This window comes from Nonomuraea sp. NPDC050556, from assembly GCF_044457355.1.
In the GTDB taxonomy this organism is placed as follows: Bacteria; Actinomycetota; Actinomycetes; order Streptosporangiales; family Streptosporangiaceae; genus Nonomuraea.
This window is the reverse complement of the sequence record NZ_JBITGU010000001.1, coordinates 1,495,889-1,513,744: the sequence shown is the minus strand read 5'-3', so window position 1 is coordinate 1,513,744 and position 17,856 is coordinate 1,495,889. Positions and strand designations below refer to the sequence as shown.

Sequence of the window (17,856 nt, the reverse complement as noted above, 5' to 3'; positions counted from 1 at the left end):
GGTCAGGCTCCCGTGAAGCTGGTGCGGAGGGTGCCGATGCCCTCGATGACGGAGTGCAGGTGCTCGCCCGGGGCCAGGAAGCGGGCCGGGGTACGGGTGCCGCCGATCCCGCCCGGGGTGCCGGTGAAGATCACGTCGCCGGGCAGCAGCGGGGTCACCGCCGACAGTTTCTCGATCAGCTCCGGCACGCTGAAGATCATCTGGCTGGTGCGGGCGTGCTGCATGCGCTCGCCGTCCAGGAAGCAGGAGATCTCCAGGTCGCCGGGGTCGGCGAACTCGTCGGCGGTGACCAGCCACGGCCCCGTCGGCCCGAAACCCGGGAAGGACTTGCCGAGCGAGAACTGGTGCGGTTGCGGCGGCGACAACTGGGTGATCCGTTCCGACAGGTCCTGCCCTGCCGTCAGCCCGGCCACGTACTGCCAGGCGTCAGCCGTGTCCACCTGGTGGGCGCGGCGGCCGATCACCACGACCAGCTCCACTTCCCAGTCCGTCAGCCCGCCCGCAGGCAGTGCCACCACCGCGTCCTGACCGGTCAGGCAGGAGACGAACTTGGTGAACACCGGCGGTCTGGCGCCCGGCTCGATCTGCGACTCCTCGGCGTGCTCGTGGTAGTTCACCCCGATCGCGAACACCTGCCGCGGTGCGGGCGACGGCGCCCCCAGGTCGGCTTCCTCGAACGGCGCCGGCTCGGCATCCGGGGTCCAGGACCGCAGCTCGTCCCAGCGCTCGAACAGCGCCTGCGGATCGGCGGGGAGACGGCCGCCGCTGGCCTTCTCGATGTCGATCGCGCCATCACCGCTCAACAGCACGGCCCGGCCGGCGAGGTTGGCGACACGCATGGGTTTCCCTTCGTCAACGGCTTGTTACGCCGATTTAACGAAGGCCCCGCCACCCGCCGCTTGTGCTGAGCGCCCAAACTTTCGCCGCAGTTTGGGCTCAGGGCGGGCTCGATCGGGCTCAGAGCGGAATTCGGGTGATCTCCAGCGCCAGCCGCAGCTCCAGCAGGTCCTCCGGCAGCGGCCGGCCGAGCAGTTCCTCGGCCTGCTTGACGCGGTAGCCCACGGTGTTGCGCGAGACGTGCAGCAGTTCGCCGGCCCGCTGCGGGCTGCGCCCGGCGGACAGGTAGACGCGCAACGGCTCGCGCAGTTCCGCCCGCCGCGTGTCACCGCCGGCCAGCCCGCCCAGCGTCTCCTCGGCGAACCAGCGCGCCCCTTCCCCGCCCGCGGCCAGGAGCGACCGCACCCGGATGTCGGCGTGATGGCACAGCCGGGTCTCTCCCAGAAACGCCTGGGCTTCTTTGGCGCCCAGGTGGCTGCGCCGGAATCCGGCCGTCCCGTACGCGAGCGGCCCGATGGCCAGCCGCAGTCCCGCCGGCACCTCGACCTCCGCGCTGGAGGTGGAAGCTGTGCGCCGGCCTGTCCACGCCCACACCTGTGACGGGCCCGCCTGCACCGTCAGCACGCCGTGGCCGTTCATCGCGCGCGCCGCCTCCGCCGCGAGGCGCCGCAGCACCTCGGCCGGGGTGTCGAGCTCGTCGGCGACGACCACGAACGCCACATGGTGGCGGCCCAGCTCGTAGCCCAGCGTGCGCTCGGCCGCCTCCTGGTCGATACGCCGGCCCGCCACGATGTCGTCCACGATCCGGTGCCGCGCCGCCTCGGTGCTGGCCTGCCAGCGGTTCCGTTCGGCGATGTACTCCTCCGCCATCCGGCTGGCGTGGACGTCGGCATAGGAGAACAGCAACTCGCTGACCCGATGGCTTTCCGCCAGCCGCACCGGCTCCGGCTCGGCGTCGATGGCGTCCATCAGCCGCTGGTGCAGGCACGCGTGCCCGATCCGCACCCCGCGCAGCACCAGGTCCAGCGGCACGCCGCGGCGGACGAGATCCGCGTTGCCCTCTACAGCCTCCACCGGCACCAGCTCCGGCGAGGGACGAGAGCCCAGCAACAGCCCGGTCAGCGCCACCAGCACAGTCGACTCCACCGAGCGCCGCAACGTCTCGAACGGTGTGCGTCCGCCGCCGTAGGCCGGCACCTGCCTGATGACCTCCTGCGTCATCCACACGGCGGTCTCCACCGCCCACCGTGCCGGCCCGTCTCCCAGCGTCCGACGGGCGAGGGCCAAGGTGGCAGAGGAAGCCGCGGGCGGATGCCCGCCGCCCTGCGCCCGCAGGCCCAGCAGCCACTGGCACGGCATGTCACTCACGAGGCCAGTCCTAGCACACGACGACCCGGCGGTGGACGCAAGGACTGCCGGTGGAGAACAAGCTTCTACGAGCAGAGACCAGCCTGGTCTCAGGGCTTGTGGTTCATCCTGACCGCACAGGGCTTACCCACCATGCGATACGTAGAGCGCTATCGCGGGCATCCCGTGCTCGTCGCGCAGCACCGCGACGTGCTGCCGTACCTGCCTGGCGCGCTGGCACGACATCCCCGCCGAGCTAGGCTACGTCGTGGAAGCGATCTGCCTATGGATCGTTGGGCAGGCGGAAGCCGATGCCGCGTTCGCGTAGTCCGGCCCCGCAGGGAGCGGCCCAGGCCATCGGGTTGAACATCGGGCTATGGTCCAGGCCGCGCCGCAGGTTTTCGGCGAGGTGATTTCGTCCCTCACCCGTGTCACGGGCTGACGAAGTCGTTCGCGTAGGCCTCTCCCGGTGGGATCTCCGTGATCACGTCGATGAGCACGCCGTCGGGCCCCGCCACGATGAAGTGCCGCTGGCCGAACTCCTCGCTCCGCAGCTCCAGCGCGACTTCCAGGCCGCCCTCCACGACCAGCCGCCGGTACTCCTCGTCCACATCCGTCACCTCGAAGTTCAGCAGCAGCCCCTGAACCGGCTTGCGGTACCCGGCCGGGATCGTGGGGTGGCTGTGGTCGAGGATGGCCAACTCGTACGGCTGGTCGCCGGGCTGGCGGAGGCTGACGTACCAGTCGGCCTCGAAGACGACCTCGAAACCGAACCATTGGACGAAGAACGCGCTGGCCTCCTTCACCTGGCTGCTGGCGATCACTGGATAGAAGCTGGTGATGTTCATGATTACCACCTTTCGCATACCGTTGGTATGCGAAAGGCTATTGGCGTACCATCGGTATGTCAAAGCGAAGGAGGCCGGGTGAGCAGGGCGGAGCAGCGGGAGCGGACGCGGCTGGCGCTGGTACGTGAGGCCAGGCGGTTGTTCGCGGCCGAGGGGTACGGCGCGGTGGGGTTGTCGCAGATCGTGGCAGCTGCCGGGGTGACCAAGGGGGCGCTCTACCACCACTTCGAGGGCAAGGCCGAGCTGTTCCGCGCGGTGCTGGAGGAGGTGCAGCAGGAGGTCGGCGCGGGGGTGGCGAGGCAGGCCGACGCCCAGGAGGGGGCGTGGGAGCAGTTCGTGGCCGGGTGCCACGCTTTCCTGACGGTCAGTACGGCGCCGGATGTGCGGCGGATCATGCTCATCGACGGCCCGGCGGTGCTGGGGTGGGCCGAGTGGCGCGCGATGGACGAGGCTGCCTCGGCCCGGCATCTGGAGGAGGCGGTCGCGGGATTGGTGGAGGCGGGGATCGTGGCGAGCCAGCCGACGGGCCCGATCACGCGGCTGCTGTCGGGGGCGATGAACGAGGCGGCGCTGTGGCTGGCGGAGTCGGGCGATCCTGCCGACCTCGCGGCGACACAGCGAGCGCTGACGGGGCTGTTGGAGTCACTCAGGGAGGTCCCGGTCCACGGTCGCTCTTGACGGGACCGGGCCTCGCCCCCCTGTTCGCGCTCCAGTCCGCCAAGGGCACCTCAGGCCACATGGAGCTCGCCCCCGGCGCCCTGGCCTGCTGGGGTTAGCGGAGGTTGTGGTGGGTGGCGAAGGTGGTGAGTTCTTCGCGTTGTTCGTCGGCTGTGGTGGCGGCGCTGTTGATGACCAGGCGGGTGACGCCCTCGGCGGCCAGGGACTCCACGTGGTCCCGGGTGATGTCTATGGAGGCGAAGCGGGTGTAGTCCAGGGACTTGGGGTCGCGGCCTGCTTCGGCGGCGGTGGTTTGGGCCAGGTGCCACTGGGCGGTGCGTTCTTCAGCGGTCAGGGCGCCGCCGGGGAAGTAGCCGTCGCCGCGTAGCCCGGCGCGGCGGGCGGCGGAGCGGGTGGATCCGCCGATGTGGATGGGCAGCTGGGTGCTGTCGTAGGGCTTGGGGTAGCTGACGAGGGTGTCGAGGGTGAAGAACTCGCCCTTGTAGGTGACGCCCTCCGGGCCGCCTGCCCACAACAGGCACAGGGCGTCGATGGCTTCGTCGGCGCGCCGGCCGCGGGTGGGGTAGTCGACGCCCACGGCCTGGGCTTCGCCGGGCAGGGCGCCGAGGCCGATGGTGAGCAGGCGCATGCGGCCCCTGGAGAGCTGGTCGATGGTGGCCAGGCGTTTGGCGAGGGTGACGGGGTGGTGGTAGGGGAGCAGGAGTACGGCGGTGCCGAGCAGGATGCGCCGGGTGGATGCGGCGACGAAGGTGAGGACGTCGAGGGGGTCGGCGTAGGGGAGGGTGACGGGCAGTTCGTAGGGGCCGATGGTGGCGCCCGGGTACAGGACGATGTGTTCCGGCTGGTAGATCGATTCGAAGCCGCATTCCTCCGCCAGCTGGGCGAAGGTTGCGATCTTGTCGGGGTCGACGCCGTGGTACGGGGTGCTGTAGGTGATGCCGAACTTCATCGCTGGTCCCTTGGTCCGTGCCGACTTGGTTGCGCGGTCAGGCTAGGACCTTGCCACCGGCGTCAAGGCAAACCGCGCCCCATGGGTGGGCCTCGGGGCGGGCGCGCGGGTCAAGAGGGTCCGGCGGGCGGAGTCAGCGCGGGGTCAGTGCCGGGTCAAGGGGACGAGAGCGTGCCGGGCTTACGTAGCCGCGCTGGACCGCTGGGGGACAGGGGTTACGACGTGGGCGGGCAGGGGTTGGCGATGAGGTCTTCGGCTGCCTGGAGGATTTTGGTGGTGACGTCGTCCAGGGCGCGCAGGGTGTCGGTGTCCAGGCGTTCCATGATGCGCCGGAACGACTGGGTGCCGGTGTCGTTGATCTGCTCGACCAGGGTGCGGCCCTGGTCGGTGAGTTCGATCCTGCGTACGCGCCGGTCGTGCGGGTCCTCGTGCCGGCTGACGAGCCCGTGCCCGACGAGCCGGTCGACGATGCCGGTGACCGTACCCAGGCCGACACCCAGGTTGGCGGCGAGGTCCTGACCCGAGGCGGACCCGGTGAAGGACAGCAGCATGACGACCTTGAGCTGTCGCATGGTGAGGTTGGAGGTGAACAGGGGTGAGGGGTCTCTGGCGAAGTGTCTGCCCAGGTCGCGCTGGCTTTCGCTGATGCGTTTGATCAGCCGGTCACGCTCGTCGTTCACGCTCACCTCTCGCTTCCTGAGAAGGTTATCAGGAAAGCCACGCGCGGTTAAATATTCGTGCTGAGCGAAGTGTTAGTCTGGGGCGAACTCTTGAAGCGTCTCCCCTCGTGAGGACCCCCATGACCGCTCTGGCCAGGTTGAGCCTTGCCAACCGCAGCCTCGTCGTGCTGGTCGCGGTCGTGTTGAGCGCGTTCGGCGCTTTCACGATCCCCCAGCTGAAGCAGCAGTTGCTGCCGTCGCTGTCGTTTCCCGGGGCGTTCGTCATCGCCCCCTACCCCGGCGCCTCCCCCGAGATCGTGGAGGATCAGGTCACCAAGCCGATCGAGGACTCCTTCCAGGGGATCGACGGCGTGGAGGAGGTGACCTCGACCTCCAAGGAGGGCATCGCGCAGGTGCAGGTCGCCTTCGCCTACGGCACCGACATCGAGGCGTCGGTGGCCAAGATGCAGAACGCGGTGAGCCGGGCGCCGCTGCCCGACAGCGTGGATCCGCAGGTGGTGGCGGGCAACACCGACGACATCCCGGTGCTGGTGCTGGCGGTGGGCGACGGTGGCGATCAGCGGGCGATGGCCGACAAGCTGCGCAAGGTGCTCATTCCCGAGGTGCAGGGCATCGAGGGGGTGCGGGAGGCGACGGTCAGCGGCACGCGTGACGAGACCGTGGTGATCACGCCGGATCTGAAGAAGATGGCGCTGGCCGGGGTGTCTCCGGCGCAGATTCCCGACGTGCTGAAGGCCAACGGGACGCCGATTCCGGCCGGTTCGCTGACCGCTGACGGCAAGTCGCTGACGGTGCAGGTGGGTACGCGGGTCGACTCGGTGGACAAGGTCAAGGACCTGTACCTGACGCCGACCCAGCCGCAACCCCAGGCCCAGGCCCAGGCCCAGCCCCAGCAGCAGCAGCCGAACCCCCAGCAGATGCAGGGCCGCCCCCAGCAGCAGCAGCAGGTTCAGCCGGTCAAGGTGCCGAAGCTCAAGCCGGTCAAGCTGGGCGAGGTGGCCGAGGTCAAGCGCGACCTGGCCGCGGCGACGACGCTGACGCGCACCAACGGCCGTTCCAGCCTGGGCGTGTCGATCACGATGACGCCGGACGGCAACGCGGTGGCGATCTCGCACGCGGTGCGTGACAAGCTGCCCGAGCTGACCAGGTCGCTGGGTGATTCGTCGGAGACCGCGGTGGACGTGGTGTTCGACCAGGCGCCGTACGTGGAGCGTTCGATCGAGTCGCTGGCCACCGAGGGCCTGCTGGGTCTGGCGTTCGCGGTGCTGGTCATCCTCATCTTCCTGCTGTCGGTGCGCTCGACGCTGGTGACGGCGGTGTCGATCCCGCTGTCGGTGGTGATCGCGCTGATCGCGTTGTGGGCGGGCGACTACTCGCTGAACATGCTGACGCTGGGCGCGCTGACGATCGCGGTGGGCCGGGTGGTGGACGACTCGATCGTGGTCTTGGAGAACATCAAACGACATCTGGCGTACGGCGAGCCGAAACGGCAGGCGATCCTGGCCGCGGTGCGTGAGGTGTCGGGCGCGGTGACGGCCTCGACGTTGACGACGGTGGCGGTGTTCGCGCCGATCGCGTTCGTCGGCGGCATGGTGGGTGAGCTGTTCGCGCCGTTCGCGGTCACGGTCACGGTGGCGTTGCTGGCTTCGCTGGTGGTGTCGCTGACGGTGATCCCGGTGCTGGCCTACTGGTTCCTGAAGGCGCCGCAGCTGAACCCGGAGGCGGCGCGCGCCGCCCGGGAGGCGGCCGAGGCCAAGGAGCTGCGCTCGCCGCTGCAGCGCATGTATCTGCCGGTGCTGCGGTTCGCGACCAAGCGGCGCTGGATCACGCTGCTGGTGGGTGTGCTGGTGTTCGTCGCCACGATGGGCCTGGCGGGCAGGCTGGAGACCAACTTCATCGACTCCTCCGGCCAGGACACGGTGTCGATGACGCAGAAGATGCCGGTCGGCACCGACCTGAAGACCTCAGACGCCGCGGCGCAGAAGGTCGAAGAAGTCCTCAAGGGCCTGGACGGTGTGGAGTCCTACCAGGTGACCGTCGGCGGCGGCAGCCAGATGATGGGCGGTCTGGGCGGCGCGGCCGACCGGGTCTCCTACTCCCTGACGGTCAAGGACGGGATCAAGACCCCGGACCTGGAAAACCAGCTGCGTTCCCGCCTGGGCGACATGTCCGGGGTGGGGGAGATCACCGTGGGCGGCAACGGCGGCGGCATGGGCGGCTCGACCGACTCCGTCGACGTGGTCGTGCAGGCCGGTGACCCGGAGGCGCTGAAGACGGCGGCCGACACGGTGGCCGCCTCGATGAAGCAGCTGACCGGGTTGCGTGATGTGTCGTCGAACCTGTCGGCCAGCGCCCCGCGCGTCGAGGTGCGGGTGGACCGGGAGAAGGCGGCCGAGAAGGGCCTGTCGGAGGCGCAGATCGGGCAGAGCGTGGCGCAGGCGTTCCGCGGCGCCCCGCTGGGCCAGGTCACCCTGGACGGGCGGGCCAGCGACCTGATCCTGCGCACGGGCGACGCGCCTGAGGACGTGGCGGCGGTGGAGAAGCTGAAGATCCCCACCGCCGCGGGGCTGGTGAAGTTGTCGTCGGTGGCCGAGGTGAGCGAGGTGGCCGGGCCGACGCAGGTGACCCGCATCGACGGGGCGCGCTCGGCGACGGTGTCGGCCAAGCTGGCCGGCAGCGACCTGGGCAGCGTCACCACCGAGCTGACCAGCAAGCTGAAGACGCTGACGCTGGCCGGCGGCGCCACCTACAAGATCGGCGGGGTGTCGGCGCAGCAGAGCGACGCGTTCGCCGACCTGGGGCTGGCGATGCTGGCGGCCATCGCGATCGTCTTCATGATCATGGTGGCGACGTTCAGGAGCTTCGTGCAGCCGCTGATCCTGCTGGTGTCGATCCCGTTCGCGGCGACCGGCGCGATCGGGCTGCTGCTGGCCACCGGGACGCCGCTGGGCGTGCCTGCGCTGATCGGCATGCTGATGCTGATCGGGATCGTGGTGACCAACGCGATCGTGCTGATCGACCTGATCAACCAGTACCGGGAGCAGGGGCTGGGCATCGTGGAGGCGGTCATCGAGGGCGGGCGGCGCAGGTTGCGGCCGATCCTGATGACGGCGGTGGCCACCATCTGCGCGCTGACGCCGATGGCGCTGGGGGTGACCGGGTCGGGCGGGTTCATCTCCCAGCCGCTGGCCATCGTGGTCATCGGCGGCCTGATCTCCAGCACCCTGCTCACGCTGGTGCTGGTGCCCACGCTTTACGTTGGTGCAAGCATGACGCATGAGCGAATCAAGCGGCGTCGGGGCGCTGGCCAGGGGCCTGATTCCAGCGATCGGGTACATCCGCGTGTCGATGATGCTGGAAGAGAAAATCTCGCCAGCCATTCAGCGTGACTCCATTGAGTCATACGCCGCCCGGCGGGGCTACTACATCCCGCCGGGCATGTGGCCCGAAGGCGGCTGGATAGAGGACCTGGACGTGTCCGGGAGGACCTTCCAACGTAAGATCATGGACGCGATTGCCCAGGTGGAAAAGGGGGCAGTCAAGGCGATCCTGGTCTGGAAGTACTCCCGGTTCGGCCGAAACCGGACTGGGAACCAGCTCAACCTTGCCCGGGTGGAAGTAGCCGGTGGCGAGCTGATCTCCTCCACCGAGGAGGTGGACGCGCGTACCGCGGTGGGAAAGCTGACCCGCGGCGTGCTCATGGAAATCGCCGCGTTCGAGTCGGACCGGGCTGGCGAATCGTGGGCAGATGCGTATCAGAACCGAGTCGCTCGGGGCCTGCCGCCCTACGGCCGCGCCTACTTCGGTTACATCCGGCGCGGACGGATGCCTCATCCCCTATCGCCGACGCACACCCTGCGAGATCCATCTGACGGCGAGGAGCGGTACGAGCCAGATGTGGAATCAGGCGCAGCAGAGATGCACGCCGAGCTGTACGAGACGTGGGTCGTGGACCAGAATTTCGTGGCCCTGGCGCGGGAGCTCAACCGGAGGGGCTTCCGGACCGCTAGCGGGCTGCAGTGGAGCGCCGAGACCGTTCTCCAGCTCATGGACAGAGGGTTCGCCGCCGGTCTGATCCGCATCCACGATCCGGAATGCGGTTGCCGCAGGGCGTCGCACTGCACGCGCAGGGTGTTTCGGCCGGGAGCCCATCCTCCACTCATCAGCCCTGAGCTGTGGGCGCGCTACCAGGCGTTGCGAGCCGGGAAGGTCATTCGCCGGGTCCGCTCTGTCCATCACTACGTCTCGTTCATCACCTGCTGGCACTGCGGCGGTGGCATGCACCTGAAGCAGCATTCGGCCTCGTTCATCTGCGGGTCCAGGGCTCGCCACGATGAGGAGGTGTGTGGATCGCGGCATGTGCCGCTGCGTGCGGTGGACGAGGCTGTCGTGGGCGTCTTGCGCGCGTGGGCGCCGGAGATCGAAGCTGCCGCCGCTGCGGTGATGGTCGAGCCCGCGCAGCGGGAGAAGGACGTCCGGCGGTTGACGAAGGAGTTGGAGCGGGTTGCGGGGGATCTCGACAGGCAGACCATTCTGCTGACCCGTGGCCTGATCCCGGAGGACTCGTATGTACGTACCCGGGATGGCCTGCTCGCTGAGCAAGAGCAGTTTCGGGTGTCGCTGCGGCAGCTGGAGACGGATGCCGAGGAGGCGCGGATCTCGCCTCGGGCGGCTCGGCAGGTCATGGACGGCCTTGTGGCGGAGTGGCCGAGTTTCGGCGTGCTGGAGCGCCGCTCGCTGCTGATGCAGGTGATCGATCGCGTGGCGGTGGAGAAGCCGTCGTATGAGCAGGCATGGCTGTGGATCTATCCGACGTTCGAGGGGGAGGCAAAGCGGGTCCGTTTGGGCGGGAAGGCTCAGCTTGAGCGCGTCATTGAGGTGGTGTTGGAGCGGCTGACGGCCGCGGGTGGCCGGTCGGTGGGGGCAGGCGAACTGCATGCGTTGGCCAGGTGTTCGTCGCCGACGTTTTGCCGGGCGATGCGGGATCTGATGTCGCTGGGTGTGGTGGCTCGGGAGGGTCAGGGGCCGATCACTCGGTACCTGCTGTTGAAGCCGATGCCTGCTCAGCCCACCCTGGATGGCGTCAAGACGGAGATCGTTCGGGCGCTGGTCGAGATGCGAGGGGAGACGCTCGGCGCGCGTGAGTTGCGGCTGAGGATTGGAGCGACGTTGCCGACCTTCGGTCGTGCGGTGATGGTCCTGGCGGCGGAGGGTGTCCTGGCTCGAGAGGGGGAGGGCAAGCTGTCGCGGTATCGGCTGGTGAGGCGGTCTCGGTCTGGAGAGCGTCCGGCGCTTCTGTAGGGGTCGCTGCGCGCTGCTTGGGGTTGGGTCCGGGAGTTGGTCCCCCCATCGTCTCCTGGTCGGTTTGGGAGCTTCTGGGGACTGTTCGAGCTGGTCGCAGCGTAACGACCCGATCGGTTGCGAAAACGCAAGTGTCATGAGAGTATCGGTGAAGATCAAAGACGCTCTGAGCTGCGAAAACGCCGCCCGGAGTGACCCCGCCAAACCGGCTCAGCCACAAGACTCCAGAGACAACGCACAAGCCAAACCGCCAGCAGGGACCGGCATACGCCGGTCCCTGCGGCATTTCCCGGAAGGAACGCCATGACCCACACCCGCTACGTCGCCACCGGCATCATCGAAGCGGACACTTTCCTCACCGATCTCAACGGGGACAAGCTGCCCCGCAACTACCTGCTCGTCATCACCCAGGCCGACACGGACGAGCCGGAGGTCAGCAGCGATTCCCTCTACGCCACCGACATGGTGATCGCCGTCATCGACACCCACACTTGCTACTGCCAGCCCACCCCCGACTGGGACCAGGTCCTCGCCAGCCATGGCTGGAAGCGCCCCGATGACGCTCACTGGGTGGAGAGCGACGGCTGCTTCCAGACCGAAGTGGCCGCTGATGACGCCACCCAGGTTCCGCCGCCGGTGATCTACGACGCCGGTGAGCCGCTCCCGCTGTACGTGAAGGCCGCCGAAGCCCGTGAGGCGGGAGCGAGCGTCGAGCACATCATCGACGCCGTGGCATGGGCCGCCGCCCAGGACGCCCACCTGGACAGCTACGGCCTCACCTGGGATGAACTGCACGACAGAGTGGAAGACGCTGCCCACGACGCCGCCGCCATCGCAGCCGGGGCGCTCGGCCTGACCGCGGACGAGACGACAGGGCGCGACGCTCAGCTGATCGTCGCCGCCGCGATCGACGCGGCCTACGAGGTGCTGGAGGAGAAGCCCGCCTTCTGTCGGACCTGCGACAAGGTCGCGACCGGCATGTTCGAGGGTCAGCCGGTCTGCAGCAGCGGCCACTGACCCGCAAGCCAAAACGCTTTCCGGGCCGCGTCCAGCCAGCGCGGCCCGACCTCACCCGAAGGAGTCCCGATGTACAACTTCCATGCCCTGAAAGCGATGGCGGACGACCTCGCCAAGGGGGACGCGCCGTCGACGGCCACGCTCGCCGAGTGCCTGCTGATGACTCTCAGCGCCCTGAACCAGGCCGCCGACCAGACCCTGGCCCACGGCAACAACGCCTACGGCGATGTCCGGCAGGCCCTCATCAAGGTGCTCGCCACACAGGACTGGGGCCCGGAGATGGCAGCGCAGGCCATCGCCTTCGCGCTCGACCAGTCGGTGTCGATGCGTGAAGGCATGATCGCCACCCAAGCCTGACCTCGCAGTCTCCGCCCCGGCGTAGCAGACCGGGGCGGCACCCCCACCGAAGACGACCAGGAGATGACCATGGCCCCTACCCCCACCATCGAGCAGCAGTCCGTCATCGACGCCTACCTCACCGGCAAGAACCTCGTCATCGAGGCCGGCGCCGGAGCGGGAAAGAGCTCCACGCTCAGGATGTGCTCCGCCGCGACTCGCGGCAGGAAGGGTCTGTACCTGGCGTACAACAAGAGCATCCAGACCGATGCGGCCAAGTCCTTCCCCTCCGATGTCACGTGCAAGACCGCCCATTCCCTCGCGTTCGGGGCGGTGGGCCGCTTGTACGCACGTCGGTTGAAAGCCCCTCGGATGCGGGCCCTCGACATCGCCAAGGCGCTCAAGATCAATGATCCGATCCGCGTCAGCGAGCTCCTGATCTCGCCGCAGATGCTGGCCCGCGTCGTCATGGTCACGGTCGCCCGGTTCTGCCAGTCCGGTCACGCGGATATCGCGCTTCAGCCCGTGCCGCGCCTCACCGGCCTGGACGATCCGGACACGATGGCGGCGCTCCGTCAGGTCATCCCGCCGCTCGCGGCTGTGGCCTGGACCGACATCTGCCGGACCGATGGGCGGCTCCCGTTCTCCCACGACGCCTATCTGAAGATCTGGTCGCTGTCTGGGCCGCAGCTGCCCTACGACTACGTGCTGCTGGACGAGGCTCAGGACTCCAACCCGCCGGTCATCTCGATCGTGGAGGGCCAGCGGAACGCCCAGAAGATCATCGTGGGGGATTCGGCCCAGTCGATCTACGGATGGCGCGGCAGCGTCAACGCGATGACCTCGTTCGACGGAGTGCGCCTCACTCTGTCGCAGAGCTTCCGCTTCGGCGAGGCGGTCGCGGCGGAGGCCAACAAGTGGCTCGACATTCTGGATGCTCCTCTCCGCCTGACCGGCTTCGACCAGATCAACTCCCGCATCGACCTGCTGCCCGACCCAGACGCGATCTTGTGCCGCACCAACGCAGCCACTCTGCGACATGCGGTCGAGCAGATGGAGGCACATCGCCGGGTGTCGATCGTCGGGGGCGGTAGTCAGATCAAGTCGCTCGCCGAAGCAGCCATCCAGTTGAAGGCAGGGGCCGGGTGCGCGCACCCCGAGCTGTTCGCCTTCCAGAACTGGGGTCAGGTTCAGGACTATGTCGAGCAGGAGGAATCGGGCTCCGACCTGGCCCCCATGGTGAAGCTGATCGACCAGTTCGGGCCTGATGAGATCATCTCGCTCATCGAGGGGCTGTCCGCCGAGGACCGCGCCGACGTGGTGCTGTCCACCGCGCACAAGAGCAAAGGCCGGGAGTGGCACCGCGTCCGGATCGCCGACGACTTCCCCGAGCCGAAGCCCGCAGCAGACGGCAAGCCCGGCAGGGTGAGCGCCAGCGACGCAATGCTCGCCTACGTCACGGTGACCCGCGCCCAGTTCGTCCTCGACCGAGGCGGTCTCTCCTGGGTGGACGGCTACGCCAAACCCGCAAGCGAAAACGCCAACGACAATGCCTGAAGCTCCAGGAGAACAAGCCCCTATGACCGCGCTGCTCCCCGCCTTCGACCCTGACAGGCCGATCTTCGTAGTCCTCACCGAAGGTCTCGTACGGGACATCATGTACGGCCTGGAGGAGGCCGCCGCGGAGTACCACGAAGTGGGATTCTGCGCCGACTGCAACCGCATGGTCAGAGACTCTGGGATCTCGGACCTGCCCTGCGAAAACCATGCCAACGACTTCGCGAAAGCAGACGGATGACTGGACGTTGTCGCCATCTTGAAGACGCTGACCGGGGTGACCGAGTGACCGCTGTCACCTGGTCGAGACTCCTCCTCCCGCTGGAGACCAACTGGCCGTGCGGCGCCACCGGCTGCGATGACATCGCCGTTGTTGCTGCCACGATCGACGGCTGGCGCTACGGCCTGTGCCAGTCGGACGCCGAGCTGATCCCCGGCTTCGACCCCGCACTCCTTGAGACGGCCGAGCCACCCCCCGAGGCGACACAGCCCGCCATGCCCTAATCCCTGCGGGTGGCTCGACAGCCACGAGCCACCCGCACAACCCGCAAGCCAAATCGCTTTCGAGAGGACCTCACCCGACATGGCACGGACAACCACGACCCGGCGCAAGCGCCGACGCGTCACCGACGACATGAAGAACAAGGCCGCCGAAAACAAGGCGGTGGCCAACGCGCTGCTGGAAAGCTACGCTGCGCTGCTCATCGCCGACCCAGACGAGCTGGACCTGTTCTGCGCGATGGCAGCCAGCATCGGCGTCAAGCACGACCCCGCCGACGAGACCGGCGAAGGCTACTCGGCGAAGAACGTGATGCTGCTGGCCGCGCAGCGCAGGCCCATCTCCCACTGCGGCAGCTTCCAGTACTGGCTCACCCAGGGGCGCTGCGTCAAGAGCGGCGAGAAGGGCATGGTCACCTTCCGCCGCGCAGGCCGCAAGCACGAGGACAGCGAGGAAGACAAGAAGGCCCGCGAACAGGGAGAGATGACGATCCCGCCCAAGGTGCGCTGGTTCGTCAGGGGCGGCACGTTCGACGTGCGCCAGACCCGCCCGATCGAGACCTGCCTGTTCTGCGGCACCACCCCGACCAGCCGTGACGACACGACCACAGAGTGCCCAACCACGTGTGAGGCGTTCGCCCTGCGCTCCGGCCCTGTGATCGACCTCGAAGCCGCTCTGACGCTCGCCGAGGAGATTGTCGCTGCCGGGGAAGACGAGGACGACCTGTGATCACGATCAGGCACACCCACGTCGACGGCACCCTGGTCGAGGGCACTAGAAAGGGCGACGGCGCCTGGGAGATCCTCAAGCCGATCGGGTTCCACTACTTCCCGTCCATCCGCGCCATCGGTATCCGGCACTCCCGTGACCGGGTCGCCGACCGCTGGACGATCAACCGGGGCGCGGAGAAGCTGCGCGAGGCCGGGTTCGAGGTGGAAGTCGACATCGACGGCGAGCACCGCGACCGGGCGACGGTGCTCGCCGACCAGGCCGACCGGCTGGAAGACCGTCGCCACGCGCTGGCGAACAAAGCCGAGCGTCACGCCGGCCGCGCCGCCTCCGCGTACGGCAGGGCCCACGAGATCGCGGACGGCATTCCGATGGGTCAGCCAATCCTGGTCGGTCACCACTCCGAGAAGCGAGCTCGCAAGGATCGGGAGAAGATCGACCGGGCGATGCAGACCGGCGCTGCGGAGAGCGACCTTGCGAACGATGCGGCACGCAGGGCAAACGCGGCCGGTTCTGCCGCCGCCTACTCCGCACGGCCGAGGGTGACCGCCCGCCGTATCAAGAAGCTGGAGGCCGAGCTACGCGGAATCCAACGGAGCCTCAACGGATATGAGCGGGTGTTCCGCGACCACAACGGCAACCCGTACTACGTCGAGACCCACCAGCCCGCCACCGGCGAGCACCGCGAGCAGTTGCTTGCGCGCCAGGCCCAGCTTGAAGACCAGCTCGCCTACGACAAGCAGCAGGTGGCCGCCGCCGTTGAGGGCGGCACCCTCGTCCCGTACGGCAAGCACAACGTGCACGTCGGCGACCGGGTCTGGGCGTGGGGCTACAACGGGCTGGCCATGAAGGTCAACAAGGTCACTGTGCAGCTGGACTTCCGCGATCACTGGCGACCGAAGGTTGCCTTCACCGACGTGCTGAAGGTGGAGTGCCCGCATGACGCCGAGGGACCCGTCACCATCGCGGCCACCAGGGACCGGCCTGCGGCGCAGCGGGAGAAGGTGACGGTCGCCCCGATCGTGGACCAGGAGGCGATGGCCGCGCTCAAGTCGAAGGTCGCCGCGGTGAACACCACGGCGTCGGCGCACCTGGACGTGTTCGTCACCCCGCCTGAACTCGCCGTCCGGCTTGCGGCCCAGGCCGGAGTTCAGGCGGGGGTCACGGTGCTGGAACCTTCGGCTGGCACGGGGAACATCGCGAGGGCGGCGGCAGCTCGTGGCGGGCTGGTGGATTGCGTGGAGTTCCACCCGGGCATGGCGGGACAGCTCGCCGACGCCGGTCTTGCTCGGGCGGTCCTAGTCGCGGACTTCCTCACGGTCGACCCCGGACTTGAAGAGCTCCGCCCGAATGGCTACCACGCCGTGATCATGAACCCGCCTTTCCGATCCGGTAAGGACATCGAGCACGTCAACCACGCGCTCAGATTCGTCAAGCCCGGCGGGACCTTGGTCGCCGTCATGAGCGCGGGAGTGGCACATAGTACGAGAACCGCTGCCGTCGCCTTCCGCGGCATGATCGAGGCCCGCGCCGGTTGGATCGAGCAGCTCCCCCCGGAGACGTTCAAGGCGTCGGGAACGTCGGTCAGCGCCGTCCTCGTCGTCATCCCCGGCTGAGGGTAGAGCGTGCACCCGATCGCGAAGCTCGCCGCACGGCTCGCCGCGTGGGAGGAACTGGCTCAACGCAGCACGTCAGAGCACGAACGCGTCGCGGCCGACGAACGGGCCCAGGCCCTGCGCCGCAGATTGCGGCGGGAACGTGCGGAAGAGCTGCACGAGTGGCGCAGCCTCGACATTCCGGAGACCGGCGGGTACGGCAAGGCTCGCTACCAGGCGATGGTGTCGATCGTGAAGGCGTACGGCTGCATCCTGCCGGTGTACGGGCCGGGGGACTCGCCACGCGATCGGTGGGGCGGCTTCCTGTTGCGTTTCGGAGGGTTGGGCGGTTTGGCCGAGGAGGTGGCCCTCAGGCTGCCTGAGCTGCTGGATGAGATCGACGAGGCGTCCAAGGCCGCCGTGAAGGTCTACAACGTCCACCTTCGGTCGCTGCCGGACACTGATCACGATCCGCAGTGGCGGCCGTCGCTGCGTCGCCGTTTCCGCAGCGACTACATCGCCGCCTACGGCAGCGTGCTCGCCCACAAGATTCTCCTTGGTGGGGGTAGCCCTGACCTGCCGCTTTCTGATAGCCCCGAGGGTTTCTCCAGGGCCCTCGCCGACGCCGCCCAGGCCGATGTGAGGCGGTTGGAGCTCGGCGGAGGGATCGATGCGCCCATGGCGCGGCTGTCCCTGCGCCGGGTCCACGTCTTGGAGCTCGTCGAGCCGGATGGACCGGCCGACATGCCGCCAGCGGAAACGCTGGCGGCAAGAATGTCCGCACTACAAAGGGAAACAGGAGATCGATCATGAACAAGCGTGAGTTCGTTGCGGCCGTGGCCGCCGAAGCCAAGCTGCCCAAGAACGAGGCCGCAGAGGTGGTCAACGCCGTGCTCAACGTCATCGCCAACACCGTGGCCAGCGGCGAGAAGGTGAACATCATCGGATTCGGCTCGTTCGAGCAGGTCCACAAGCCTGCCCGCGATGCACGCAACCCCTCGACCGGGGCCAGGGTCGAGGTAGAGGAGAGCTGGGCTCCTAAGTTCCGGCCCGGTTCGGACTTCAAGGAGCTGGTGAACGTCAACGGCCGCCAGGCCGCCGACCGTTAGCCGTCAGTCTTCGGGTGCGAGCGGTGCCTCCGTTCGCACCCTGTCCCTCGTCCCCTCTCGTCCTTGGAGGCACTGTGAGTAGTTGGAGTGAACTCGAAGACGCGCGCCTGGCCGCGCTGTATGCGCAAGTCCCCGATGTCGGCTGCCGGGGGTTGTGCCAGGAATCGTGCGGGCCGATCACAATGAGCCCGCGCGAGCACCAGCGGATCCGCGGGGCCGGCTACCGGATCCCCACGGCGCAGCGCGCCTTGGGGCAGCTACTGGACGGAGGGTATGCCTGCCCTGCGCCGGAGGACGGCAAGTGCGCCGTCTATGAGGTGCCGGGCAGACCGATGCTGTGTCGGCTATGGGGCGCGGTAGACAGCCCGCTGATG

18 protein-coding genes are annotated in these 17,856 nt (G+C 68.2%); 13 read left to right on the top strand and 5 right to left on the bottom strand.

Annotation, left to right across the window (positions count from 1 at the left end; genetic code table 11):
• Nucleotides 1-2: 2 nt before the first annotated feature.
• Nucleotides 3-839, bottom strand: a complete 837-nt coding sequence (locus ACIBG8_RS07700; RefSeq protein WP_397341787.1) for a fumarylacetoacetate hydrolase family protein — start codon at nt 837-839, stop codon at nt 3-5.
• A gap of 118 nt (nt 840-957) precedes the next feature.
• Nucleotides 958-2,196 (bottom strand): PucR family transcriptional regulator, encoded by a 1,239-nt coding sequence (locus tag ACIBG8_RS07695; RefSeq protein ID WP_397343907.1) that lies wholly within the window; start codon nt 2,194-2,196, stop codon nt 958-960.
• A 160-nt stretch (nt 2,197-2,356) separates the two neighbouring features.
• Between ACIBG8_RS07695 and ACIBG8_RS07690 the strand changes: the two genes are divergently transcribed.
• On the top strand, nt 2,357-2,512 hold the full coding sequence (locus ACIBG8_RS07690) for a DUF4186 family protein (protein WP_397343906.1): 156 nt from the start codon (nt 2,357-2,359) through the stop codon (nt 2,510-2,512).
• Between the two features lie 103 nt (nt 2,513-2,615).
• Here the strand turns inward: ACIBG8_RS07690 and ACIBG8_RS07685 are convergent, their stop codons facing one another.
• On the bottom strand, nt 2,616-3,032 hold the full coding sequence (locus ACIBG8_RS07685) for a VOC family protein (RefSeq protein WP_397341786.1): 417 nt from the start codon (nt 3,030-3,032) through the stop codon (nt 2,616-2,618).
• A 27-nt stretch (nt 3,033-3,059) separates the two neighbouring features.
• Here ACIBG8_RS07685 and ACIBG8_RS07680 point away from each other — a divergent pair, with 27 nt between their 5' ends.
• Nucleotides 3,060-3,710 (top strand): TetR/AcrR family transcriptional regulator, encoded by a 651-nt coding sequence (locus ACIBG8_RS07680; RefSeq protein WP_397341785.1) that lies wholly within the window; start codon nt 3,060-3,062, stop codon nt 3,708-3,710.
• Between the two features lie 94 nt (nt 3,711-3,804).
• On the opposite strand, the gene ACIBG8_RS07675 is transcribed toward ACIBG8_RS07680, so the two are convergent.
• On the bottom strand, nt 3,805-4,659 hold the full coding sequence (locus ACIBG8_RS07675) for a TIGR03619 family F420-dependent LLM class oxidoreductase (RefSeq protein ID WP_397341784.1): 855 nt from the start codon (nt 4,657-4,659) through the stop codon (nt 3,805-3,807).
• A 215-nt stretch (nt 4,660-4,874) separates the two neighbouring features.
• Nucleotides 4,875-5,345 carry a MarR family winged helix-turn-helix transcriptional regulator gene (locus ACIBG8_RS07670; protein ID WP_397341782.1) on the bottom strand — a complete coding sequence of 157 codons (471 nt, stop codon included), beginning with the start codon at nt 5,343-5,345 and terminating at the stop codon, nt 4,875-4,877.
• A gap of 113 nt (nt 5,346-5,458) precedes the next feature.
• Here ACIBG8_RS07670 and ACIBG8_RS07665 point away from each other — a divergent pair, with 113 nt between their 5' ends.
• From ACIBG8_RS07665 to ACIBG8_RS07615, 11 genes are all read left to right on the top strand, one after another.
• Nucleotides 5,459-8,728, top strand: a complete 3,270-nt coding sequence (locus ACIBG8_RS07665; RefSeq protein WP_397341781.1) for an efflux RND transporter permease subunit — start codon at nt 5,459-5,461, stop codon at nt 8,726-8,728.
• Entirely contained in the window at nt 8,616-10,640 is a 2,025-nt protein-coding gene (locus ACIBG8_RS07660; protein ID WP_397341780.1) for a recombinase family protein, read from the top strand. The genes ACIBG8_RS07665 and ACIBG8_RS07660 overlap by 113 nt, the downstream gene beginning before the upstream one ends.
• 303 nt (nt 10,641-10,943) lie before the next feature.
• Complete coding sequence (locus ACIBG8_RS07655) at nt 10,944-11,657, top strand: hypothetical protein (RefSeq protein WP_397341779.1); 714 nt, start codon at nt 10,944-10,946, stop codon at nt 11,655-11,657.
• Between the two features lie 69 nt (nt 11,658-11,726).
• Nucleotides 11,727-12,014, top strand: a complete 288-nt coding sequence (locus tag ACIBG8_RS07650) for a hypothetical protein (RefSeq protein ID WP_397341778.1) — start codon at nt 11,727-11,729, stop codon at nt 12,012-12,014.
• A gap of 69 nt (nt 12,015-12,083) precedes the next feature.
• Nucleotides 12,084-13,550: a UvrD-helicase domain-containing protein gene (locus ACIBG8_RS07645; RefSeq protein WP_397341777.1), complete on the top strand. Its 1,467-nt coding sequence runs from the start codon at nt 12,084-12,086 to the stop codon at nt 13,548-13,550.
• Between the two features lie 22 nt (nt 13,551-13,572).
• Nucleotides 13,573-13,791, top strand: a complete 219-nt coding sequence (locus tag ACIBG8_RS07640; RefSeq protein WP_397341776.1) for a hypothetical protein — start codon at nt 13,573-13,575, stop codon at nt 13,789-13,791.
• Nucleotides 13,792-13,835: 44 nt separating this feature from the next.
• Nucleotides 13,836-14,054, top strand: a complete 219-nt coding sequence (locus ACIBG8_RS07635) for a hypothetical protein (protein WP_397341775.1) — start codon at nt 13,836-13,838, stop codon at nt 14,052-14,054.
• 79 nt (nt 14,055-14,133) lie between these two features.
• Nucleotides 14,134-14,778, top strand: a complete 645-nt coding sequence (locus ACIBG8_RS07630) for an ArdC family protein (protein WP_397341774.1) — start codon at nt 14,134-14,136, stop codon at nt 14,776-14,778.
• Nucleotides 14,775-16,394, top strand: coding sequence for a DUF3560 domain-containing protein (locus ACIBG8_RS07625; RefSeq protein WP_397341773.1), 1,620 nt, complete (start codon nt 14,775-14,777; stop codon nt 16,392-16,394). Before ACIBG8_RS07630 ends, ACIBG8_RS07625 begins: the two co-directional genes overlap by 4 nt.
• A 9-nt stretch (nt 16,395-16,403) precedes the next feature.
• On the top strand, nt 16,404-17,186 hold the full coding sequence (locus ACIBG8_RS07620) for a hypothetical protein (RefSeq protein ID WP_397341772.1): 783 nt from the start codon (nt 16,404-16,406) through the stop codon (nt 17,184-17,186).
• Nucleotides 17,183-17,482 carry an HU family DNA-binding protein gene (locus tag ACIBG8_RS07615; RefSeq protein WP_397341771.1) on the top strand — a complete coding sequence of 100 codons (300 nt, stop codon included), beginning with the start codon at nt 17,183-17,185 and terminating at the stop codon, nt 17,480-17,482. Before ACIBG8_RS07620 ends, ACIBG8_RS07615 begins: the two co-directional genes overlap by 4 nt.
• Nucleotides 17,483-17,856: the final 374 nt, after the last annotated feature.